The sequence below is a fragment of the Mucilaginibacter pineti genome (assembly GCF_900101875.1).
GTDB classification, from domain to species: Bacteria; Bacteroidota; Bacteroidia; order Sphingobacteriales; family Sphingobacteriaceae; genus Mucilaginibacter; species Mucilaginibacter pineti.
Window position 1 is genome coordinate 85974 of sequence record NZ_FNAI01000012.1, and the last position, 22394, is coordinate 108367.

22 protein-coding genes are annotated in these 22394 nt (G+C 42.3%); 6 read left to right on the top strand and 16 right to left on the bottom strand.

Features of this window, described 5'->3' with window-relative positions; translation table 11 throughout:
• Positions 1-117: 117 nt before the first annotated feature.
• From BLS59_RS22560 to tgt, 5 genes are all read right to left on the bottom strand, one after another.
• Positions 118-1005: an NAD(P)-dependent oxidoreductase gene (locus BLS59_RS22560; RefSeq protein WP_091152838.1), complete on the bottom strand. Its 888-nt coding sequence runs from the start codon at positions 1003-1005 to the stop codon at positions 118-120.
• A gap of 4 nt (positions 1006-1009) precedes the next feature.
• A complete protein-coding gene (locus BLS59_RS22565) occupies positions 1010-1288 on the bottom strand; it encodes a LapA family protein (protein WP_091152840.1) in 279 nt (92 codons plus the stop codon).
• Between the two features lie 1048 nt (positions 1289-2336).
• Positions 2337-3236 (bottom strand): DMT family transporter, encoded by a 900-nt coding sequence (locus BLS59_RS22570; RefSeq protein WP_394330852.1) that lies wholly within the window; start codon positions 3234-3236, stop codon positions 2337-2339.
• A complete protein-coding gene (locus BLS59_RS22575) occupies positions 3236-4339 on the bottom strand; it encodes an LptF/LptG family permease (RefSeq protein ID WP_205411334.1) in 1104 nt (367 codons plus the stop codon). Before BLS59_RS22575 ends, BLS59_RS22570 begins: the two co-directional genes overlap by 1 nt.
• Positions 4340-4421: 82 nt before the next feature.
• Positions 4422-5552, bottom strand: coding sequence for a tRNA guanosine(34) transglycosylase Tgt (gene tgt / locus BLS59_RS22580; protein ID WP_091152842.1), 1131 nt, complete (start codon positions 5550-5552; stop codon positions 4422-4424).
• Between the two features lie 320 nt (positions 5553-5872).
• Here tgt and BLS59_RS22585 point away from each other — a divergent pair, with 320 nt between their 5' ends.
• From BLS59_RS22585 to rsmG, 3 genes are read left to right on the top strand one after another with little or no spacing between them, the layout of a single operon-like run.
• Positions 5873-6991 carry a glycosyltransferase gene (locus BLS59_RS22585; protein WP_091153036.1) on the top strand — a complete coding sequence of 373 codons (1119 nt, stop codon included), beginning with the start codon at positions 5873-5875 and terminating at the stop codon, positions 6989-6991.
• On the top strand, positions 6982-7587 hold the full coding sequence (locus BLS59_RS22590) for an RNA polymerase sigma factor (protein ID WP_091152843.1): 606 nt from the start codon (positions 6982-6984) through the stop codon (positions 7585-7587). The genes BLS59_RS22585 and BLS59_RS22590 overlap by 10 nt, the downstream gene beginning before the upstream one ends.
• On the top strand, positions 7577-8203 hold the full coding sequence (rsmG, locus tag BLS59_RS22595; protein WP_091152845.1) for a 16S rRNA (guanine(527)-N(7))-methyltransferase RsmG: 627 nt from the start codon (positions 7577-7579) through the stop codon (positions 8201-8203). Before BLS59_RS22590 ends, rsmG begins: the two co-directional genes overlap by 11 nt.
• Before the next feature lie 316 nt (positions 8204-8519).
• Here rsmG and BLS59_RS32565 read toward each other — a convergent pair whose 3' ends face one another.
• Together BLS59_RS32565 and BLS59_RS22605 are read right to left on the bottom strand one after the other, a co-directional pair.
• Positions 8520-10253, bottom strand: coding sequence for a M56 family metallopeptidase (locus tag BLS59_RS32565; RefSeq protein ID WP_091152847.1), 1734 nt, complete (start codon positions 10251-10253; stop codon positions 8520-8522).
• The gene (locus BLS59_RS22605; protein ID WP_091152849.1) at positions 10253-10627 is read right to left on the bottom strand and encodes a BlaI/MecI/CopY family transcriptional regulator; all 375 of its coding nucleotides are present in this window, start codon (positions 10625-10627) and stop codon (positions 10253-10255) included. Before BLS59_RS22605 ends, BLS59_RS32565 begins: the two co-directional genes overlap by 1 nt.
• Before the next feature lie 495 nt (positions 10628-11122).
• Between BLS59_RS22605 and dprA the strand changes: the two genes are divergently transcribed.
• Positions 11123-12220: a DNA-processing protein DprA gene (gene dprA / locus BLS59_RS22610; protein WP_091152852.1), complete on the top strand. Its 1098-nt coding sequence runs from the start codon at positions 11123-11125 to the stop codon at positions 12218-12220.
• Positions 12221-12302: 82 nt separating this feature from the next.
• On the opposite strand, the gene BLS59_RS22615 is transcribed toward dprA, so the two are convergent.
• From BLS59_RS22615 to sppA, 9 genes are all read right to left on the bottom strand, one after another.
• Entirely contained in the window at positions 12303-12782 is a 480-nt protein-coding gene (locus BLS59_RS22615) for a SixA phosphatase family protein (RefSeq protein ID WP_091152854.1), read from the bottom strand.
• A 125-nt stretch (positions 12783-12907) separates the two neighbouring features.
• Positions 12908-13603, bottom strand: coding sequence for a porin family protein (locus tag BLS59_RS22620; RefSeq protein ID WP_091152855.1), 696 nt, complete (start codon positions 13601-13603; stop codon positions 12908-12910).
• Between the two features lie 112 nt (positions 13604-13715).
• On the bottom strand, positions 13716-14681 hold the full coding sequence (locus BLS59_RS22625; protein ID WP_091153038.1) for a glycosyltransferase family 9 protein: 966 nt from the start codon (positions 14679-14681) through the stop codon (positions 13716-13718).
• A 10-nt stretch (positions 14682-14691) separates the two neighbouring features.
• Positions 14692-15195 carry a D-glycero-beta-D-manno-heptose 1-phosphate adenylyltransferase gene (rfaE2, locus tag BLS59_RS22630; protein WP_091152857.1) on the bottom strand — a complete coding sequence of 168 codons (504 nt, stop codon included), beginning with the start codon at positions 15193-15195 and terminating at the stop codon, positions 14692-14694.
• Positions 15196-15400: 205 nt separating this feature from the next.
• Positions 15401-15967, bottom strand: coding sequence for a D-sedoheptulose 7-phosphate isomerase (gene gmhA, locus BLS59_RS22635; protein ID WP_091152859.1), 567 nt, complete (start codon positions 15965-15967; stop codon positions 15401-15403).
• Positions 15968-16053: 86 nt separating this feature from the next.
• Entirely contained in the window at positions 16054-17037 is a 984-nt protein-coding gene (rfaE1, locus tag BLS59_RS22640) for a D-glycero-beta-D-manno-heptose-7-phosphate kinase (RefSeq protein ID WP_091152861.1), read from the bottom strand.
• Between the two features lie 102 nt (positions 17038-17139).
• A complete protein-coding gene (locus tag BLS59_RS22645; RefSeq protein WP_091152862.1) occupies positions 17140-18813 on the bottom strand; it encodes a DNA polymerase/3'-5' exonuclease PolX in 1674 nt (557 codons plus the stop codon).
• Positions 18814-18925: 112 nt separating this feature from the next.
• A complete protein-coding gene (locus tag BLS59_RS22650) occupies positions 18926-19402 on the bottom strand; it encodes a hypothetical protein (protein ID WP_091152865.1) in 477 nt (158 codons plus the stop codon).
• A gap of 66 nt (positions 19403-19468) precedes the next feature.
• Positions 19469-21256, bottom strand: coding sequence for a signal peptide peptidase SppA (gene sppA / locus BLS59_RS22655; RefSeq protein ID WP_091152867.1), 1788 nt, complete (start codon positions 21254-21256; stop codon positions 19469-19471).
• Positions 21257-21343: 87 nt separating this feature from the next.
• Here sppA and folK point away from each other — a divergent pair, with 87 nt between their 5' ends.
• The gene (gene folK, locus BLS59_RS22660; protein ID WP_091152869.1) at positions 21344-21832 is read left to right on the top strand and encodes a 2-amino-4-hydroxy-6-hydroxymethyldihydropteridine diphosphokinase; all 489 of its coding nucleotides are present in this window, start codon (positions 21344-21346) and stop codon (positions 21830-21832) included.
• A gap of 12 nt (positions 21833-21844) precedes the next feature.
• The gene (locus BLS59_RS22665) at positions 21845-22222 is read left to right on the top strand and encodes an Hpt domain-containing protein (RefSeq protein ID WP_091152871.1); all 378 of its coding nucleotides are present in this window, start codon (positions 21845-21847) and stop codon (positions 22220-22222) included.
• Positions 22223-22394 lie beyond the last annotated feature (172 nt).

Consider the following 22394-nt stretch of genomic DNA (forward strand, 5'->3'; position numbering starts at 1 on the left):
CTGTTAGCGACCATTGCAATTTCGATATGCAGGCCGCACAATAGATCCTTCGCTCCGCCCAGGATGACAACGTGCATAAATTAAAAAATTCCGTAGTCGAACATCTCAATTCCGAAATTACACTCCCGCATCTTCACTTACACCGCGTCCGAAACCTTCTACCCAATCCCTGTCGCCCCAGCCTTTGGCTACGGCTGTTAATAAGCGGCTGTGAACCGTGTTTACGGTTGGCATGGGTGTTTCACTTGCCTGCGATAGTTTGAACGCCAGGCGGGCATCTTTGTAGCCCAATTTGGCTTTGAAACCTACGGGCTCGTATTGCTTGTTGGCAATGAGCTTTCCATAGTTTTGGTAGATAGGTGCGTTGAATAAAGTGGAGCCAAAAAAGTTGGCCACCTGCGCGCGGTCGAGCCCGTTTTTTTCGGCAAGGGTAAATGCCTCGGCCATCATTTCAAGCGAGGCCATGATCATAAAATTGCCCGCTATTTTTACCACGTTGGCGCCGCCAACTTCGGTACCAAAATCAAACACACCCTGGCCCAAACAATCAAGCACCGGCCGGGCCAGATTCTTCACTTCCGCATCACCGGATACGCAGATGAAAAGCTTGCGCGCCGCTGCTGCTTCGGGCCTGCCAAACACCGGCGCGGCAAGGTAATGGCTACCGGCTTCGGTGTGCAGCTTTGCCAGTTCTTTGGCCGTATCCGGCGAGATAGTGCTCATGGATATGTGTACAGCATTTGGCTGTAGGTTTTTTAAAATTCCGTCGGCACCTACAGTCGATTCTCGCAGCACCTCATCTTCTGATAGCATGGTGATCACAAATGGCACGCCGGCGGCGGCTTCTGCCGGGGTATGGCATTTGGTGATGTGGGCAGCGTTCAACTCGTCAGCTTTGTTGATGCTGCGGTTGTAAACCTGTAAATGATATCCCTCGCTGATGAGGTTTTTGGCCATGTTGATGCCCATGTTGCCAAGGCCGATAAATCCAATTTTCTTTTCCATAATGTTAGTTGATGTAGTCCCGGTCTTCGTCGCTTAGTGTATTGGGATTTTCTTTTTGGTGGATGCTGTCGTGATAGGCTTCAATATCGTACTTCGCTTTTTTAGGTCTGCCAACCAGGATGCCCAAAATAAAAGCCACCACCGCCACAATTGCCAGCAGCATTAGTTTGGAAACATAAAAATGCGAGAATAGAAAAGTAAACGAAACACTGTCTGTGTTTTGCATAAGCACAACGGTTAGTAAAACAGCGATGACTAAAATGATGATGGTTTTGATACTCATGATTGCCTGGTTTAACAGTTAATACAATATGCGGTTTTTAAATGTTTAATGAAAATGATTTCAGATATCGGATTTTGGATGTTCGATTTCGGAATTAAAAAGATTTGGGATTCCGGATGTTTGATTTCGGAGTTAAAAAACGATTTGTCATTCTGAGCGCAGCGAAGAATCTGTTCGCGACCAATGCATTTTCGATATGCAGGCTGTATAATAGATCCTTCACTACGTTCAGGATGACAACCGTAAAATTGGATTTCTCCAACTCGATAGTGTAGTTAAATTTCATGGCAGATTCCCAACTGTTCACAATCGCCTAAAAAATCCTGAACTTTTTTCATTGCTTTTATGTCAATTATCTGCCTTGTTTTTCTCTCCTGAGAATCCAAAATTTCACGCTATATTTTTGATTTTGTATACAGATGGGAGGGATGCCGTGTTTAATTTAAAATCCTCATAATTTACTTCATTACACTTAGTCGGATGTTTTGGTTTAAATAGCCTTGATAAACTTTTTGCTCATATAGGAAGCTTTAATATACTGATTAATAGATTTATAAGTATCTTAAATGAATAGGTTTTTTATATTGGCTAATTTTATTAGTTTTTTGTGTTTTAAGTTATCGACGATGTTTTAAATAATTGCTTTTTATAAATTATTTATATGTCTGATTATTAGAATTATATATTTACTATATAAATCTAATAATCAACTTTTAATTTTTAAAATAATCCCATTTAAATTCATAATTTGTAAAATCAACAGTATTTTTAATAAACGAAATAAATACACTAACTAAATTTTGAAAATTGGCGCTGTTGCGCTCAAAATCATTTGAACGGTGAGAAATGTGTCGAAAAATTATAATGGCTCACAAGGCTTAAAAATGGTCTGTAATTGGCTGCCGGTTTATCCCCTATCGGGAGGTGTTTGGAGATTACATCACGAAATGTGGTGTAGTATAAGAGCCGGGATAGTTGCAAAGATGTGCTGTGAAATGATGCTGATTGGTATGTGCAGGAAAAAATTAAAGGAAGTTAAGGCAGGGAATTAAGCCACTTTACGACGCGAAATTTGTTTGCGCGCTACCGGGTACAGGAAGATGGTAGATAGGATAAGCAGTGCCCCAATCCAAAAACCGAGGGTCATTTTGTTGGTATCTTTAAAAAAAAGAAATGACATGAGGATACCATAAACTGGTTCTAAATTGGTGATGAGGGCCACCCTGAAGGCCGATAGTTCGCGCATTACAGATACCCCGGCAACGTACGCCATGGAGGTGCAAACGGTACCCAGCAGCAGCAGGTAACCAATATCATGAGGGTTTAAAACCAGTGAGCGGTTGTAGCCGCCGGTAAATAAAAGGTACAAGGAGATCCAAAAAAAGGCGCCTCCCAGCTCATAAAAAGCAATTACAGGGGCCTCGTTTTTCTTTACCAGTTTTGAATTGATGATAGAAAAAAGGCTTGCGCAAACCGCGCTTACCAGGCCGGCTATGATGCCCTTAGTGTATTGTGTTTCAAATTTAAATATCAGTACTATACCTGTAATGATTAAAAGCCCAGCCAAAATCTCCAGTTTGGAGATCCTGGTTTTGTTGATCAGCGGCTCCAGAACGGCGGTGAACAAGGTGATACTGGAAAGGCAAACCAGCGTTACCGGCACGGTAGAAAGCTTGATGGAAGCGAAGAAAAGTATCCAGTGAGCGCCCACAATAGCACCTGTAAATACCATTTTAAGGAGCGTATTTACATCTACTTTAATAGATGTTTTGTTGAATTTGAAGTACAAAAACAACGAAATTGAAGCGATAAATACCCTGTACCACACCAATTGTACTGCAGAAATGGTTATTAATGCACCCAAAATACCCGTGAAACCCCATATAAAAACCGTAAAATGGAGAATAAGCAGGTTCTTATTAACGGTATTTTGCACGCTTTTTATCACTATTTTGGTGCTTTTAGGAGTAAATAGTATCCAAATACACCAAATAAAATGTTGGGAATTACTACTGCAATGAGCGGTGTCATACCCCCTTTTATGGAGAAAACAATGGCAAATTTCTCCACTATGATGTACGCAAAGCATAGCAAAATACCTATCCCCAGAGGCAAGCCAACCCCGCCGCGTACCTTCCGTGATGACAGCGCCACGCCCATTATGGTGAGTACATAGGCCGACATTGGGTACACAAAACGGTGAAATTTTTCGAAATAGATCTCGTTCAAAACCTCGGGGCGGCGTAGTTTTTCCTTATCAATATCCTTGTTCAAATCACTTAATGACATGGCCGTATACACGTTATCATATACAATAAAATCGCTCGGGTGCATGTCCAAAACGGTGTCTTTTTGGGGTTGATTTATGAGTAATTTTTCCTTCAATCCGTTGATGTATTTAACAGAATAACTCTTTAATGACCATACTTTTTTTACCGAATCAAAGTTAATACGCTGGGCAATTAGCTTCTCTCGCAGGGTATCGCCATTAAACTTTTCCATGATAAACTGGTAGCCCGTATGCACCACCGGATCGTACGTTTGCAGGTATACAAAAGTATGCTTATCCAACTGCATATGTACCTCGCTTTTGGTGGGGTCAACCTCATGAAAGTGCACGTTTTCGAAGCCGTTTTTGAGGTGATTTGTATACGGAATAAGGTATACGTTGGCAAAAAGCGAGATGATAAATATGATGGTAGATGATATGAAATAAGGCCTTAAAAAGCGGTTAAAACTCGCCTTACCACTCAGTATCGGGATGATCTCGGTTTGGTTTGCCATCTTGGCGGTAAACAAAATTACGGCCAAAAAGTTAATCAGCGGCGATAGCAAATTGAGGTAAAAAGGGATAAAGCCAGCGTAATACTGAAACACAATATCATGCAGGGTTGACTTATCTCCCGTGAAATTATCCAGGTGTTCTGAGATATCAAACACTACGGATATCACCACAAATACTCCCAAAGTGAACGCGAAAGTGCCCAGGTATTTCTTGATAATAAACCTGTCAATAACCTTCAGGTGCTCATGTAAAAAAGCCTTTATCATTGGGTTATTTGTGTTTTAAAATCCCTGCGCATACCGTGTAAGTTAGGTTTATTTATCCTCATTTTTTAATGTGATGTGGCTATTATAATCGCTGACCAAGCAGCTTAACCATCTTGTTTTTCCAGTCGTAAAACTCCCCGGCAATGATCTTTTTGCGTGCTTCTTTCACCAGCCAAAGATAAAAATGCAGGTTATGCAGGGTCGCAATCTGCGCGCCCAGCATCTCTCCCGAGTGGATCAAATGGCGTAAATACGACTTGCTATATTCCTTGTCGGCAAACAGATCACTATCATCTTCAATAGCCGAAAAGTCGTTTTTCCACTTCTCGTTCTTGATATTTATAATGCCGTTTTTAGTGAAAAGCATACCATTGCGGGCGTTACGGGTTGGCATAACGCAATCAAACATGTCAATTCCAAGCGCAATATTTTCCAATATATTAATAGGTGTACCTACACCCATTAAATAACGTGGTTTTTGCTCTGGTAATATATTACACACAATTTCTGTCATGGCGTACATCTCTTCGGCTGGTTCACCTACGGATAAACCACCTATAGCATTGCCTTCACGCTCAAAAGAAGCAATAGCTTCGGCCGATTTTACGCGCAGATCTTTGTATACTGAGCCCTGTACAATAGGGAAAAATGTTTGGTTGTACCCGTATTTTGGCTCGGTGCTGTCAAATCGGTCGCAGCAGCGTTTAAGCCAGCGGTGGGTCATATCTATGGAGCGGCGGGCGTAGCCGTATTCACATGGATAGGGGGTGCATTCATCAAAAGCCATGATAATATCGGCACCAATGGTACGCTGAATGTCCATCACATTCTCTGGTGTAAACAGGTGTTTGGAGCCATCAATATGCGAGCGAAAGGTAACACCTTCCTCCTTTATCTTACGTACTTCGGCCAGCGAATACACCTGGTAGCCGCCGCTATCTGTTAAAATTGGGCCGTCCCAGCCGTTAAATTTGTGCAGTCCGCCGGCACGCTCAATGGTGTCCAGGCCTGGGCGCAAGTATAAATGATAGGTATTTCCTAAGATGATCTGCGCTTCAATATCTGTTTTAAGCTCGCGTTGATGCACGGCTTTTACAGTTCCCGCGGTACCAACGGGCATAAATATGGGGGTTTCAATAACGCCGTGGTCGGTAGTCATTTCACCTGCGCGGGCTTTTGAAAGCGGGTCTTGTGCTGTTAGTTTAAATTTCATTTCGAGGTTGCAAAATTAGCAAAAAAAAGCCTCACCCCGGCCCCTGCTTTTATAAGGGGCGGCAAAAAAAGACATATAAAACGGCTGATATTCATGCAAGTCAAAAAGCAAGGTCTATTATTCGTATTAATTCATGCAAATCAAAAGCCCTCTCCCTCGGAGAGGGTTTGGGTGAGGCTCGCTTTCTCCACATAATTTGCACCTTAATATATAAGTGTGGAAAAATACATTTACCAATATGGCCCAAACTTCAAATAAACGCTGATTTACCTGATAAATTTCATTGATTTTTAACAACTTTGCCTGATTATTTTAACTGTTTGGAAACTTATATACACGCCGTACTATTTATACTATTTCAGCTCTGTTTTATTGTTCAGCTGTATTACCTGGTAAGTAACCATACGCGCCTTGCGGGCTATAAACCTGCGGAGGAATTACCCCCTGTTTTGATCCCCATTTCTGTAATTATAAGCGCCCGTAACGAAGCCCAAAACCTGCAGGAAAACCTGCCCTTTATATTGCAGCAAAATTATCCCGATTTTGAGGTAGTAGTAATAAACGATTGCTCTTACGATTCATCAGATACGGTACTTGAAGACCTGCAACGCCAATATCCGCTGCTTAAAGTGGTTACTATTACCGAGCATCAGCGTTTTAAAACCGGGAAAAAGTTTGCACTTACCCTGGGAATAAAAGCCGCAAAAAACGAATATCTTTTGTTTACCGATGCCGATTGCAAACCCGCTTCGGAAAACTGGATTGGCCGGATGGCGGCTAATTTTGGAACCAATGCGCAGATAATTTTAGGCTACTCGCCGTATTACAAAACCCGTAATTTTTTGAACCGCTTTACCCGGTATGAAACGCTTAAAACTGCCGTTAACTACCTGTCTGGTGCTTTAAGCGGCGATCCATATATGGGTATTGGCCGTAACCTGGCATATACAAAAACGCTATTTTTTAGCGCAAAGGGCTTTGCATCGCACATGCACGTGATATCTGGCGATGATGATTTGTTTGTGAATCAGCATGCCACGCGGGATAATACAACTATAGAAATTCACCCCGATGCTTTTATGTTTACCAGTGCCAAAACCACCATTTCATCATGGTACAGGCAAAAAAAACGACACATGGGCGTAGGCAAATTATATAAAAACAGGCACCGCCGAATGCTTAGCTTTGATGCCATGAGCGGCTTCTTATTTTATATATTGCTTGTATTATGCCTGGTTTTTAAATATGAACCTTTATTGGCATTAGGTTTGTTCGCACTTAGGCTCATATTACAGCTAAGTATATACAGCCGGATCTTTAAAAAGCTCGACGGGCGCGATCTGATCTGGTATTTGCCATTTTTTGACATTATATATTATATGTATTTAAATGTTTTTGGAACAATTGGGACATTCATAAAAACCACCCAATGGAAATAAACGCAAACTTTACCGAGAACGCCAAGAACGATTTTCACCTGGTGGTAAGAGCCCGTCAGGGCGATCAGAAAGCTTATGCCGATCTGATGCATCGTTACAAGGACTCCATTTATTTTATGGTGCTTAAAATGGTGAACAACAAGGAGGACGCTATGGATCTCACCGTTGAAACCTTTGCCAAAGCCTTTGAAAAACTGGAAAAATACCAGCCCGATTATGCTTTTAGCACCTGGTTGTTTAGGGTTGCCACCAATAATTGTATCGATTTTATTCGCAAGAAAAAACTCAATACGCAGTCCATTCATGGCATGACGGATGAGGATGGCGACGAAAAACCGCTGCAAATTAAGGCCGATGTTTTAAATCCCGAAGAAACATCCATCAAAAAACAGCAAACCCAGGAGCTTAAATTACTTATAGAAAGTTTGCCCTTACGTTACCGAAACCTGATAACCCTGCGTTATTTCGACGAGCTATCATACGAGGAAATTGCCCAGCAGCTTGATTTGCCGCTTGGTACGGTTAAGGCACAATTGTTTAGGGCCAGGTATCTGCTTGGCAACATCATAAACCGTTTTAACAGGGATGACATCTGATATCGTTTTTAAATATTTCCCCCAGCTTACCGCGCAGCAACGTGCGCAAATTGAGCAATTGCCCGAGTTATATAATATTTGGAACAGCCAGATCAACGTAATATCCCGTAAGGATATTGATTTGCTATATGAGCGCCATGTGCTGCATTCGCTTGGCATTGCCAAAATAATGTCCTTTTTACCCGGCGAAAATGTGTTGGATGTGGGCACCGGCGGCGGCTTTCCCGGTATCCCACTGGCTATCATGTTTCCTGATACACAGTTTCATTTGGTTGATTCTATAGGCAAAAAGATAAAAGTTGTGCAGGAAGTAGCCAAGGCGCTGGGGCTTACCAACGTAAGGGCAACCCATGCGCGGGTAGAACAAATAGATGAAAAGTTTGATTTTGTGGTATCCCGCGCGGTTACGCAGCTTAAAGATTTTTACCCCTGGATTCGTGGTAAGTTCAATAAAAAATCTGAAAATACCCTGCCAAACGGCATCCTGTACCTAAAAGGTGGGGATCTTGATCAGGAGATAAAAGAAAGCGGCCTTAAAGTAAAGCAATATCATCTTAAAGATCATTTCAGCGAAGAATTTTTTGACACCAAGCAGGTGATATACGTGAAGGGGTAGTTTTGTTGATGTGCAGATTCCAGATGTGCAGATATGCAAATTATTCCATTGCCATCTCTGCTGTTGCTCGGCTCCAGCCGAGTGACAACTATTAACTGGCCTCCGGCCTGCGGGTTACTCATCTAAAAGTTTAACGGCGGCGGAACGCCTCGGGATATAGGTCACTCGGCAGGAGCCGAGCGACGGTAGACGGTGTTGTTTATCAACGATATGCTGTTAAAAAAGGGGAGAGGGCATTACATGGAAAAATGCCGAAGCGGTTTTAAGCCGTTCAGCATAAGTTATTAGTCTGCTTTTGTTGCTTACTGCAAATCCATTATAATTTTTTTGTGGCGTAGCCAACTATAAAAATTTCATTCAGAGAATACAACGTACCGGGGTCGCCTTGAATGTTGTTAGATTTGTTTTTTTGCTTATAGTTTTCTGGCGCGTGCTCTACCCGCTTATCTTGCTCATCAAGGAGTGAAAAGGAAACTGGTAAACTATATGCACCAGGCTTTATATCAAGGGGGGCATTGTAGCTTTTAATTGCCCTTATAACCTCATTATCAATATCATCATAAAGTGGCCTTGCAAGTTTTACATCATCAATTTTGCCATTGTTGATTGTTAAAACAAGTATCACCCGGCCACCAATGAGATTATCGTGTGCGCTTCTTGGATACCTGGCCATCCTCATAATGTATTTATACAGGCTATCAAGTGGTTTTTTGGGCTCAACTGGCGGTGTCGGTGGTGTCACCTCGCTAACTTGTGGTGTTGGTGGTGCAGGTGGCGGTGGTATTTTTTCACTAACCGGCGGGGCAGGCGGCGGTGGCGGGGCTAATTTACTTTTCAATAAGTGCTTTCCCGGTGCAGGAGGTGCTGGCGGCGGCGGTGGAAGTTTTGGGAAAATCAACATTTTAGGGAATGTGTAGCCGTATTTTTCCTGGAGCATAGTAAGCTCTGCCGGTTTGGCTTTGCTTTTATAGTACTCTTTGTGCTCGCCTTTATCATCAATAATTACCCGAAAATCGGTTTTTTTGTCTATCAAGTAACCGGTTTCTTCGTACTTGTAACCCTTATTGGTTACATCCCCGTGCTTGATACGCGCGGTATGTGAAGTATCGGCCACCGAAGCCGTTTTAAAGCTGGCGGGCGCGTTTTTGTGAGCCGGTGCCAGATCAACCCAGCCATAATTTTTGCTGAATGCCAGTGTAGATGCGCAAAGCATCCCCGCGCAAATGGGCACAGCAGCGAGGTATTTTAGCCTGGCTAAATTCCCCGAACGTTTTTGGTTTAACATAATGATCCTCTTTTTTAACAGGTTATAATTGAAAAATGAATGTGAAAGGGGTACGCCATTTAAGCCATAGGCGTTATTTACCAAAAACGACGAATAGGTGAGCGCATCGGTTTCATGGGCGGCGGTTTGCTCATCGGCAATGTACTCGTGTACGGTTTTAAGGCTCATTTGCATAAAATAAATGATAGGGTTAAACCAGCTCACTATTTTAATAAGCTCCATAAAAACAATATCTGCCGAATGTTTTTGCCTTATATGCACCAGCTCGTGCCTGATGATGATATCGCTGCTTGTCGTTTTTGAGCCAATGAACAGGTAATTGAAAAACGAGAATGCAGCGTTTGTTCCTTGTAAGGCTATCAGCTTATACTTGTTGTCAACCAGTTTGTTAGCGCTGGTGGTCATTTTAATAAGTCGCCCTATTTTTATGATAAGAATAAGCGCCATGACCACTATGCCCAGTAAATAGGCGTACCAAACTGCATCCTGTAAAGTAAAATGACTTACCGGTGCCTCATAAGTAACTATTGGCTGAACAACATAACTGTTTTGAACTACGGTTGTATAGGTCTGCTGCACGGGTTCATCTTTCGGTTTTAATGCCCCTATTTGCATAACAGGCAGTATAAATGCAATAATGCAGCTAAGCAGCAGGTAAACACGGTTAAGTGTATAGTGCGTTTCCTTATTTAAAAACAGGTAATAAAAGGCATAAAACACCGCCAGGTATAAATTAGCCTCCAGTAAATAATGCAGCCAGTTCATTAGTTTTTGTTTTTAAGGTTATCAATAAGCGACGATAGTTCATCCAGTTCCTTTACGCTGATCTTTTTTTCGTCAACAATAAATGATACCAAGCTTTGGTACGAATTGCTGAAATAGTTTTTCATCATCTTATCAAACGTAAACTTCTTATACTGGTCGTCGGTAACAAGGGGGAAGTAAACGTGCGAGTTGCCATAAGCCTTATGATCAATATAGCCTTTGCCTTCCAGTACCCTTACCACGGTCGATACGGTGTTGTAAGCGGGCTTAGGATCGGGCATTTGCTCAATGATGTCTTTTACAATGGCTTCCTTTAACGTCCAGAGTATCTGCATTATCTGCTCTTCGGCTTTGGTGAGTTCTTTGATATTCATAGCAAACTATTTTTATAGTTAGTTAAAGGTAAAACTATTTTTATAGTTTGCAAACTATTTTTATAGTTTTTTTAAAATTTATTTTAGAGGGGGGGAATTTGAAGGGAAATTGTCTGAACCGGGATTAAGCGGATTTACCAGATTCTTGGATTTTTATATAAAGGAATCCTGTTTATCCTTTAATCCGCTTAATCCCGGTTCAGACAAATATTATGGGCGTTGCCTGCGGCCCGGGCTGTACACTCATACGCCTGCAGGCCTTACGCGCGGGGCCGGTATCCATTGCCATCCCTAACGCGGATAAATCGATATATTATTTACTAATATTTTTAGGAAAATTTATACATTAGCGTTTCAGATGTGCAGGTTATAGATGTGCAGATTTCAGATTACAGATGTGCAGATAAAAAAACAATCTGAAATCTGCACATTTGAAATTTGTAATCAATAACCCGCACATTTGAAATCTGTAATCTAAAATCTGCACATCTAAATATGTCATTACTTCATAACGTAGCTTTATCGTTTGTTAAAAATTTGGGTCCGGTGGCCGCCAAATCATTGATAGCTTACCTGGGGAGTGCAGAAGAGGTATTCAAGGCATCGCCGGTTAAAATGGCTACCATCCCGGGTATTGGCGAAAAGCGCGCCACCCAATGGAACTTTGCCGATGCCCTGAAAAAAGCCGAAAAGGAACTAACCTTTATTGATAAAAATGAGATAGAGGTAATTTACTACACAGATGCCCGGTACCCTAAACGTTTAAAAAACTGTGGCGATTCGCCCATATTGCTCTACGCCAAAGGTAAAATGGATTTGAATCTGCCAAAGGTGGTCAGCATTGTGGGTACCCGTAATGCTACCGATTATGGGCGGCAACTTTGCAAACAACTTATAGAAGAATTGCAGCAATACAATGTATTAATAGTAAGCGGTTTAGCCCTGGGTATAGATGTGGCTGCACACAGAGAATGCCTTAAACTTGATATGCCAACGATAGGTGTGTTGGGTCATGGGCTCGACAGGCTTTACCCCAGTCAGAACCGCGCTACCGCCGAAAAAATGCTGGAGAACGGCGCCCTGCTCACAGAATATCCCTCGGGTACTGCGCCTGATCGGGAAAACTTTCCGCAGCGAAACCGCATTGTGGCCGGCATTGCCGATGCTACAGTTGTGATAGAAGCCAGTGTAAAAGGCGGCGCTTTAATTACCGCCGAGATAGCTAACTCCTATAACCGCGATGTATTTGCTTTCCCCGGTAGAGTAGGTGATGAGTTTTCTGAAGGATGTAACTTCCTCATTCGTAATAACAAAGCCCATTTGCTTACCTGCGTTGCCGACCTTGCCTTTAGCCTGGGCTGGGAAAAAGACGACAATGCAAAACCCGCTGAACAGTTCACCTTAGCGCTCGATCTTACCAAAGACGAGCAGCTGATATTTGATATATTACGCGAACACAAAGCGCCCTTAGCTATCGACGAACTTACCATAAAAGCTAACCTCCCCATGAGTATGCTGGCCATGAACCTGCTGAATATGGAAATGCAAGGCTACATCCGGTCGTTACCGGGCAAAACTTACAAGATCAGTTAGGTGATTATAGAGAGGCACTCCCCAACCCGCAACCCTTTTTCCTCAATTCACGCACCCCGCAACCCGCTCCCCGCACCTGTTCTTATGCCCCTTTCGGCGAGTCAAAAAATGTGAGATGGCCATCGTCGCTGGTGATGGATTGCCAGTCGTCGTTATCAAAGGTGATGAGTGCTATGGCGCAGGTTGGCAGATCGCGTACTTGCCCGGTAAGGTAATATAAGGCCTGGCTGATCCCCGGATTATGACCCACGATAGCTATAAATTCATGCTTATCTGGTAAATCATTGATCACTTTTATCCAGGTTTCTTCGCTGGCTTCGTAAATTCTTTTATCGGTGCCGGCTTTTGGTAATGACAGTTGCTCCGTAAAAATATCGGCCGTGCTTTGTGTACGTAAAGCCGGACTGCTAATTACTATCTGTGGTACAACGCCATGTTTTTTTACCACCGATGCCATTAATTCGGCATCCTCCATACCCGATGGTTTTAATGGTCGTTCAAAATCGGCATAACCGCTTTCGTGGGTTGCCTTGGCATGGCGTATTAATAATAGCTTTTTCATAATGGCAGGCTGTTGTTATTTACTAATGGCTAATTTAATATAACGGCGGCATATTTAATTAAGTTTCGTTGTTGTAAACAAAAAAGGAGCCACAGGCTCCCTTAAAAACACAATGAGTAAGTACTTTAAAATGCGTAACCTATTGATGCACCTAAAACCCGGGTTTTAAATTTATTACCATCGGCATCCGGAAGTATATTGGTTAAACCCAAATCGTAGTTGATATTTAAGAGCAAACCGCCTTTTAATTTAATACCTGCAATAGCGTTGGCACCAAAATCTTTTGATTTAATGTCGCCCGAATCGTTGCCGAATTTAACATCATTGCCGAGTGATATAGCGCCGGTTTTAGTATTAGTACCTGTGAGTTTAACTTTGCCCGAAAGGCCGAAAGCACCATATGGACCGGCCCCAAAGTAGATATCACCAATTATAACGGGGATATGGTAAACTACATTTACCGGCACCTGCAGGTAATATAATTTATAGTTGCTGTTAACTTCACTTGTCGAAGTTTCTCCCGGAGTAGTGGTAGGGATAGGGCCTGTAAAACCGTGAAATGTGCCGCCTTTGCCCGTGAAATTAACGGCAGGCTGTAAAGAAAAATGGCCCAGTTTAATATCGGCAAATATGCCTGCATTAAATGATGTTATAGAACCCGATGATGCCATTAAATTGGTACCGGCGACTACATTATTTGGTGTTCCGGATGCGCTGAGAGTTGCAAAATTTACACCTCCTTTGATACCAAAAGTTGTGCTTTGGGCAAAGCTTAACAGCGAAATGCCTGCTAAAAGCAGTGAAAGTAGGAGTTTTTTCATATGGTTAAGAATAGGTTGTTGGTATAATAAGGATGAAATTAATAAGTATATCTGTCATTTCCATAATTAATTCATGGACGCAGGCATAAGTAAGGTTGCCGATGGCGGCGTTTTACTTATTTAAAAACTCTACAATACCATCCTCGGGCATATCATTCATACACTTAAAATGCCCCAGCGGGCATTTCTCCAACCCAAATTTTGAACAGGGACGGCAGGAAATGTCAACACCGGCAATCAGCACATCCTTAACCATATAAGGTTGTACACCCAATAATTCGGGCACGGTACCCCCCCAAACAGATGCAATGGGCTTATCAAAAGCCTCGGCAATGTGGGTAAGGCCGGTATCAAAACCGATGATGCTTTTGGCTTGCGATACCAGGTAAACAGATTCATCGAGCGAGGTTGTGCCGCAGGCATTGTAAACTTTTGTGCCTACCGCTGCAGCAATAATATCAGCGTTGGCCTTTACGTCGTTGCCGCCCAATAGTACTACATGGCTATCAATCTTGCTGCAAATACTGATGATCTTATCGTTAGGCATGCGTTTGGTGAAGTGGGTTGCACCAATTATAAAGGCAACATATCCGTTTTGATGTGATGCGGGTAAAAGCTTATTAAGCTGATGATCGGCTTTTACATAGTAGTCAATCGGCTTTCCATCATTAACAACACCCAGGAATTTTACGGCTTTCAGGTACCTGTCTACCAGATGAACGGGCGCTACCAGCTTTAATTTAAACCGTAAACTAAGCCATTTGCGTATTGGCTGTTTTTTATAGGTTGATGATCTGATTCCTGTGCGCAGCTTTATGATAGCTGTACGCAGGTTGTTATGCAGATCGATAATGTAATCGTAATTTTCGGCCTTTATCTCCGCAATGGTATCTGATAACGAGGGTTTTAGCAGCAGTAGCTTATCTGCATATGGGTTATTATCGTAGATGTACTTGAAGGCGGGCTTTGTTAAAAAATGAACCTCGGCTCCTGGAATTTGCTTTTTAAGACAGCGAACAACAGGCGTGGTATAAATAATATCGCCCATGGAACTAAAGCGGATCACGAGTATCTTCATTTTTGCATTATCAGGAAATTTGGTTCCTGATCTTTTCAATTATTGATGTGGACGAATATCCCTCTACAAAATTAATAGTTTTTACCTCGCCGCCGTTGGCTATCACTTCTTTAGCGCCAACAATATTTTCAATAGTATAATCGGCACCTTTCACCAGGTAATCTGGCAGGAGGGTGCTGATCAGGTCAAGTGGGGTATCTTCTTCAAAAACAACAATTGCATCCACAAAAAACAGCGCCGCCAGTATAGCTGCTCTGCTATTTTGATCGTTCACAGGTCTGCTTTCCCCTTTGATCCGTTTTACTGAACTATCGGCATTCAGTCCGATGATAAGCTTATCACCCAATTCGGCGGCTTTAGCGAGGTAAGTAATGTGCCCGATGTGCAACAGATCGAACACGCCATTGGTAAAAACAACTTTTTTACCATCGGCCTGCCAGCTTTGCACCTGTTTTTTAAGCGAGGGTAAGTCGGTTATTTTACCGGTAAGTGTTTTTTCAAGGTCGATTCGCATTTGGTTTCTATGTAGAGACACATATTTGTGTTATTATGTGTGATGATTATAAACAAATAAAAAGTTTGTCATTTCGATAGAGCGTGTGGGCAAAAGTGTGGTGCGAAAGAGAAATCTTCTACGTGATACAGAACTTAAATTGCATATCGAAGAAGATTTCTCATCGTACCTCGTTCGAAATGACAAGCTACGGTATAAAAAAGTATTATTCAAACAGATCATCCACATACTGACACATAATGTGCCCTATGAGTATGTGCATTTCCTGTATCCTTGCGGTAAATTCCGATGGTACAATAATATTCAGATCACAAATACCATTCATTTTACCACCGTTCCTGCCGGATAATCCCAGCGTTTTGCAGCCATATTGTTTAGCTGTTTCAAAGGCGTTTAAAATACCCTGGCTGTTACCGCTAGTCGAGATCCCGATAAACAGATCGCCCGGTTTAGCGTAGGCTTCTACCTGGCGGGCAAAAACGTAATCGTACCCATAATCATTGGCAATAGCCGTAAGTGCCGAAGTATCAACCGTTAATGCAATTCCCGGCAAGGCCTTGCGGTTTTTTACGAAGCGACCTGTTAGCTCGGCTGCCAAATGCTGGGCATCGGCGGCGCTGCCGCCATTACCTGCAATTAAAACCTTGTTGCCGCTTTGTACCGCAGTAACTATCATTTCGCAGGCAGTTTCGATATCGCCGGTAAGGGTATCAATAACCCGCTGTATCAGCTGCTGGTGGTCTTTTAATTCGTTTAATATTTTTGAGCTCATTCTTTACACGTTCATTTGTTCATTCGTTTACTGGTTTATCGGTGCGCAGCTCACGGTTTTAGCTTTCAGCCTTTTGCTTTCAGCTTTCAGTTTTTTTCTATGTCTCCAACTATCTCGTTAATAGTGGTGGTGGCGCTGCCTACTTTGCGTATCACTATGGCTGCGGCGTGGTTGGCCAGTTCGCTGGCTTCTTCAACGGTTAAGCCTGCGGCAATAAAGTAGGCAATGGTTGCCAATACAGTATCTCCTGCACCTGTTACGTCAAATACTTCGGTAGCTTTAACAGGCAATAGCTTGTAAGCCAGTTCGCTAAGTATCACCATGCCTTCTTCGGATAGGGTAACTATAAGGTACTCCGTGCCTGTTTGCGCGAAGATAACTTTTGCAGCTTCCTGCAGGGTTTCTATCGAATTTATTTTCTCGACCTTGGTAGCGTCTGCCAGTTCTTTGCGGTTGGGCTTAATGATAAAAGCGCCTTTGTATTTTTCGTAATTTAAACCTTTTGGATCGATAACTACTTTTTTACCCTGTTTATTGGCCTCAATAATAACACGTTGCGTTAATGATGGCGAAAACAGGCCTTTGTTATAGTCGGATAGGAGTACGATATCTGCCTGAGCAATATAGCCGCTTAATTTTCCGATCAATTCATCTTCAATTTCAGCAGAAACCGCGTCGGTAATTTCCCTATCAACCCTAACTAATTGGTGGCTACCGGCCATAACACGGGTTTTAACGGTGGTTGGTCTGCCTGTATCTTTAATAATAGTGTGGGTTTCAACGCCCTCGCTGGTTAAAATATCAATGATCTGCGCGCCGGCCGTATCATCGCCAATAACGCCCGATACCATTACTTTCGCCCCCAGAGAAACCAGGTTTTGCACCACATTACCCGCACCGCCAAGTGTATACGTGTCTTTTTTTACGTTCACAATAGGCACCGGCGCTTCGGGAGAGAGGCGGCTTGCGCTGCCCAAAATGTAATGGTCAATCATCAGATCGCCGATAACCAATATGGCAGGCTGGCTGTTTGATGCTTGAATATGGCGTATTTTATTTATTAAGTTCATTAGTTCGGAGGAAGTTCATTAGTTCAGTGGTTCATTAGTTCATTGGTATGCCAATTAACTTTTGTCTTTTATCCTTATTCCAAAAGTCCTTTATCCCAAGAATTACGGTCTTTTGTCTTTAAAAGCTTTGGTTATTTCTACAAGAGATAGCGCGTTCAGGCACATTTCTTTATACAATCCGCCTTTGCGACCGGCCAAAACGCCGTAGTGCATATCCAGGAAACCTTCTACACGGTGGGCATCGGGATTTATGGAAAGTTTAACACCTTTTTCAAGTGCATATTGGTGCCAGCGCCAGTCCAGATCAAGCCTGAACGGGTTGGCATTTATTTCAATAACCACATTGTTGGCAGCACAGGCATCTATCACTTTTTTATGATCGATAGGGTAACCAGCGCGACTTAACAGCAACCTACCGGTAGGGTGGCCCAATATGGTAGTATATGGATTTTCGATAGCGGTTATCAATCTCGATGTTGCTTTATCCTCGCTCATTTTAAGGATGGAGTGTACAGATGCCACAATAAAATCAAATTTTGCAAGGATTTCATCCGGGTAATCCAGTGCGCCATCATATAATATGTCAGATTCGATGCCTTTAAATATATGAAAGCCATCAAGTTTTTTGTTGAGGTGATCAATTTCCTCATGTTGTTGTAACACGCGTTCAATGCTGAGGCCTTTAGCGTAAAAGGCGCTTTTGCTGTGATCGCACATGCCTAAATATTCCAGTTTTAGGTTATCACGACAATACAGGGCCATTTCTTCAACAGTGTTTACACCATCGCTCCAGGTGCTGTGGTTGTGCAGACTGCCTTTTAAATCGTGCAGGTTAATGAGCGTTGGTAACTCATTTCTTTCAGCGCGATCAATAAAGGTAGCACCATCGCGCAATTCTGGCGGCATCCACACGAGGCCTGCTTTTTGGTAAATGATCTCCTCACTTTGCGGCTGCTCCAGCGGGTTGCCAATGCGTTGCAATACTTCCTGAACGTGATCGTCTGTTCCGCTGTTCAGGAAAAGTTCTTTGTAATATTCGTCTTTATCAACGCAAATGATATCAATAAGCAAGCCGTTCTTCAACTCGCCTGAGATGTGGTTTTCATTTTGCGATACGTTGGTTAAAATTGCAGAGTTCAGCAGGGTATCATAGGCCACATCCTGGTCTATACTGCCCACAACTATTACAATTTCGGTAATGATTTCGTTAAACCTGCGAAACTCACCTGCGAAATGTTTAAGCGCACCGGGAAAAATGCTTTTAATCTCTTCCATCAGTTCGCGCGCTTCCTGCTCAACCTGGGCGTACAGGAACTTGCCGTTGCTGGCCATCCTAAATTCAATAGCCTTACGAATTTCTTCCTGCGTTTTTAATCCGAAACCCTTGGCCTCTATCAGGCGGTTTTCGTTACAGGCGTAATAAAGCTCGCCGGTATTTTCAATGGCAAGTTCGCGCCAAATAATGGCCACTTTTTTAGGGCCGATGCCTTTGATGTGCATCATTTCAACCACACCTTCGGGGGTTTCGTTTAGCAGATCTTCCAGTTCGGCAATGGTGCCGGTTTCAAAAAGTTCAATTATTTTGCCGGCAATACTTTTGCCAATGCCATCAACCTTTTCCAGTTCGGCAAGTGTTTTGCCTGCAATGGGGAAGGGCAGCTTATCAACCTTAAAGGCAGCGTTAGCTATCGACTTTATTTTAAACGGGTTAACGTCATGGAGTTCCATGAGTTGCGATAGTAAACGAAGCTTGCGTGCTATGGGTTTATTTTCCATAATGAAATTGAGCCGTAAAAATACAAAAAGGCATTGTAAAGACAGCCTGAGCTGTGTGTTTGTTTTAGGTGGGGGGGGATTTGCGGAGGGACGCTGTTAATTATATTGTAGTTTACAGGGAATTAAGAAAAACTTTCATGATGCGTTTACCAATGTCCTTTTTATTTGCATTGGCGGATATGCCAGATGTTATACTCAACTCTTTATCACTTGATAAATCACATTCAATAACTAAGATAATATTACTCGTATTAGCTCCTCTGATACTAATTCTTTTATAAGCCATTTCAAAGGCCTTTAATGTTTTTAATTTACTGTATTTATATGCGGGCCACTCTTTCTTATGCAGGCCTTTAAGGTTTTTATCTTTTACTTCGCATAAATCCAGATTTCTTATAACCTGTTCACCCAAAGCTGTATCGTCAACCGGATAATTTAAAATTGAACATATATCTTGCTCGTAAAATAGCCCGCTATTGTTCCTATGAAAAGGTGCTATAATGATTTGTTCCTCTGTTTCGGAAATATAAACAGAAATACGTTTGATAAAGTCCTGATTAATATTCTTTTTTCTGAAAAATGATATCATCCCCTAAAATATGAAAAGCCATCCTTCCGAACAGCTTTTCTTTCAATCAAAATATGTATTTAAAATTTATTTAATCACAATATCATAAGGCAGGCGGGCCTGCGGTGTGCGCATTATTTGAGTAATGCCTTTTATTTGCATGTAAACCCGGTAATTGTCGCCCAGTTCTGATTGCATCATTTTGGTGCGCATCTGGCTGGTAAGGTCGCCATCTATTTGGTTAAAAATGCTTTTTTGTTCGGGGTAGGCTACCAGGTTGTAGTTTTTAAGCTTGGCCTTTTTAGCAGCCGATGCAACTGCATCATTAATGTTGCCTAAACGATCAACAAGTCCGATTTTTATAGCCTGCGCACCTGTCCACACACGGCCCTGGCCAATGCTGTTAATGTATTCCTGCGTTTTACCTCTGCCAGCAGCCACTGCTTTTGTAAAATCATCGTAACCGTGATTTACGTTGTTTTGCAGTATGGCCCTTTCCTCTGGAGATAAGGGACGGCTGATATCGCCCAGATCTGCATATTTACCGGTTTTTACACCATCGAACGTTACGCCCAATTTATCGTTGAACAGCTTTTGCATATTGGGTAATATGGCAAATATGCCTATTGATCCTGTAATGGTATTCGGTTCTGCAAATATCGAATCGGCAGCACATGATATATAGTAACCGCCAGATGCAGCGTAATCGCCCATGGAAACAATAATAGGTTTCACTTTTTTGGTAAGGGCAACTTCGCGCCAGATCACGTCTGATGCTAATGAACTGCCGCCGGGGGAGTTAACACGCAGTACAACCGCTTTTACCTTGTTATCTAAACGTACTTTACGGATAGCCCTTGAAATTCTTTCAGACCCTATACTGTTGTCATCGCCATCGCCGCCGGTAATTTCGCCGTTGGCGTAAACTATGGCTATGCGGTTGCTTGATGCATCGTCGTCGTCATCTTTTACGTTATCTGATTTACTTTTGGTGTAATCGCCAAGTTCAACACTGGCAAGATTTGATTTTAGCGGGGTGCCGGTGCGGGTTTTTAAATCGTCCAGTATCTCGTCTTTATATTTCAAACCGTCAACCAGTTTCAGGCGCAATGCATCCTCAGGGAACTGCACGCTGCCTTCATTGGCATAGTTAAATAACGAATCTTTATTAATACCACGGCTTTTGCTGATGCCGGTTAAGAAATGATCATATAATGAGCCTAAGTAGGAGGTAACCTGCAATCGGTTTGGGTCGCTCATTTTGGTAAGTACCAGGGGTTCAACAGCACTTTTGAATGTACCTACTTTTATTATCTGCGCTTCTATACCCAGTTTATCAAGCGCGCCCTTTAAAAATGTGGTTTGCGAGCTAAAGCCGGTAAATTCAAAAATACCTTTTGGATTTATGTAAACCTTATCGGCAGCGGTAGCCAGGTAGTAAAAACCCTGTGTATAAACTTCTGAATAGGCAATAACAAATTTCTTTGATTTTTTAAAGTCGATAAGGGCATTCCTGATCTCCTCGGTAGTAGCCTGGCCAGATGACATGTAGCTTTCGTCCAGGAATATGCCTTTGATATTACCGTCTTTTTTGGCTTTCTTAATATTAGCCAGTATATCATTAAGTCCGATTGATTTTTCGCTGTTCAATCCTAAAAAGCTCAGTCCGGCCAGTGGATTATTGGGGGTACGCTCGGTAATGGGCGTTGTAAAAGCCATGTGCATTATGGAGTTGGGTTCCACATCGGTGCTTTTTTCGCTACCTGCAGATGATACTACGCCGGCAATTACGGCTGCCAGTATCAACACAACTATGATACCCATTATAAACACACCTAACATAGAGGCCAGAACGAATTTGAAGAATTGTTTCATTAATGTTGTAAATATTTTTATCTATGCAAACTTAGTAATTCAATACCGTATAATGTTAAGAGCCATGTTCATATTATTTGTTACAACATGATTGATGTTTTTTTACTCACAGGCAGTAACTTGGGCAATCGTGAATTGTTTCTGCAGCAGGCAATTAATTATATCGAAGCGGATATTGCGCCGCTTACGGTGGCTTCGTCGGTATTTGAAACACAATCGTGGGGTAAAACAGATGCGCCCGATTATTTGAACCAGGTGCTGCGGTTGCAAACAACGTTACCTGTTAAACTTTTACTTAACAAGGTGCTGGCTATTGAAACATTAATGGGCCGTAAGCGCGAAGAAAAATGGGGATCGCGTATTATTGATATCGATATTTTGTTTTATGGTGATGCTGTTATTAACGAGCCTCATTTGCATGTGCCGCATCCCGAACTGCACAAACGCCGTTTTACGTTAGAGCCGCTTGCCGAGATTGCTGCCGATTTTGTGCATCCGGTGTTAAATAAAAATATTTTGCAGCTTAAAACAGAACTTATAGACGACTTGATCGTAAAAAAGTATAAATTAGAGTAATCATAAACTTATATGTCAGATATATCACCAGAGCAGGACTTTGATCTTTCGTTTTTATACGAAATTGCTGATGGCAGCGACGAATTTATTGTAGAGTCTATAGGGATGTTTCTGGAACAAACACCACAGTTATTAACCACAATTGAAGCGGCACTTAATGCCAGCGACTGGGTAACTGCCGGCCAGGCATCGCATAAACTAAAACCTAATCTTGGTTTTTTTGGAATGCCCATAAGCCAGGCTACTATACAGGAAGTTGAACTGGCCTGCAAAGCCGGCGGCGAAAACCCCACCCAGATATTTGAAAAATTTAACCAGGTAAAATCATCTGTAGGTGCAAACCTCATCACCCTTAAACAAATAAAAGCCGAGAAAGAAGCATCTTTATAAGGAGGTGAAAGGCGAAAGGTAAAAGGCTTTTTGGGAGAGGAGAAAGCTAACTGTAAAGATCAAAAGGTAAAAAAAATGAAAAGAAAAAGGCGAAAGGATTTACCTTTCGCCTTTTTTATGTCTTAAAGGGCTATATTTCTACAAGGAAAACCTTTTGCCTTTGACCTTTCGC

Coding starts and splice junctions, on each gene's coding strand:
- BLS59_RS22560 (WP_091152838.1), bottom strand. CDS start 1,005: ATGGAAAAGAAAATTGGATTTATCGGCCTTGGCAACATGGGCATCAAC.
- BLS59_RS22565 (WP_091152840.1), bottom strand. CDS start 1,288: ATGAGTATCAAAACCATCATCATTTTAGTCATCGCTGTTTTACTAACC.
- BLS59_RS22575 (WP_205411334.1), bottom strand. CDS start 4,339: ATGATAAAGGCTTTTTTACATGAGCACCTGAAGGTTATTGACAGGTTT.
- tgt (WP_091152842.1), bottom strand. CDS start 5,552: ATGAAATTTAAACTAACAGCACAAGACCCGCTTTCAAAAGCCCGCGCA.
- BLS59_RS22590 (WP_091152843.1), top strand. CDS start 6,982: ATGGAAATAAACGCAAACTTTACCGAGAACGCCAAGAACGATTTTCAC.
- rsmG (WP_091152845.1), top strand. CDS start 7,577: ATGACATCTGATATCGTTTTTAAATATTTCCCCCAGCTTACCGCGCAG.
- BLS59_RS32565 (WP_091152847.1), bottom strand. CDS start 10,253: ATGAACTGGCTGCATTATTTACTGGAGGCTAATTTATACCTGGCGGTG.
- BLS59_RS22605 (WP_091152849.1), bottom strand. CDS start 10,627: ATGAATATCAAAGAACTCACCAAAGCCGAAGAGCAGATAATGCAGATA.
- dprA (WP_091152852.1), top strand. CDS start 11,123: ATGTCATTACTTCATAACGTAGCTTTATCGTTTGTTAAAAATTTGGGT.
- BLS59_RS22615 (WP_091152854.1), bottom strand. CDS start 12,782: ATGAAAAAGCTATTATTAATACGCCATGCCAAGGCAACCCACGAAAGC.
- BLS59_RS22620 (WP_091152855.1), bottom strand. CDS start 13,603: ATGAAAAAACTCCTACTTTCACTGCTTTTAGCAGGCATTTCGCTGTTA.
- BLS59_RS22625 (WP_091153038.1), bottom strand. CDS start 14,681: ATGAAGATACTCGTGATCCGCTTTAGTTCCATGGGCGATATTATTTAT.
- rfaE2 (WP_091152857.1), bottom strand. CDS start 15,195: ATGCGAATCGACCTTGAAAAAACACTTACCGGTAAAATAACCGACTTA.
- gmhA (WP_091152859.1), bottom strand. CDS start 15,967: ATGAGCTCAAAAATATTAAACGAATTAAAAGACCACCAGCAGCTGATA.
- rfaE1 (WP_091152861.1), bottom strand. CDS start 17,037: ATGAACTTAATAAATAAAATACGCCATATTCAAGCATCAAACAGCCAG.
- BLS59_RS22645 (WP_091152862.1), bottom strand. CDS start 18,813: ATGGAAAATAAACCCATAGCACGCAAGCTTCGTTTACTATCGCAACTC.
- BLS59_RS22650 (WP_091152865.1), bottom strand. CDS start 19,402: ATGATATCATTTTTCAGAAAAAAGAATATTAATCAGGACTTTATCAAA.
- sppA (WP_091152867.1), bottom strand. CDS start 21,256: ATGAAACAATTCTTCAAATTCGTTCTGGCCTCTATGTTAGGTGTGTTT.
- folK (WP_091152869.1), top strand. CDS start 21,344: ATGATTGATGTTTTTTTACTCACAGGCAGTAACTTGGGCAATCGTGAA.
- BLS59_RS22665 (WP_091152871.1), top strand. CDS start 21,845: ATGTCAGATATATCACCAGAGCAGGACTTTGATCTTTCGTTTTTATAC.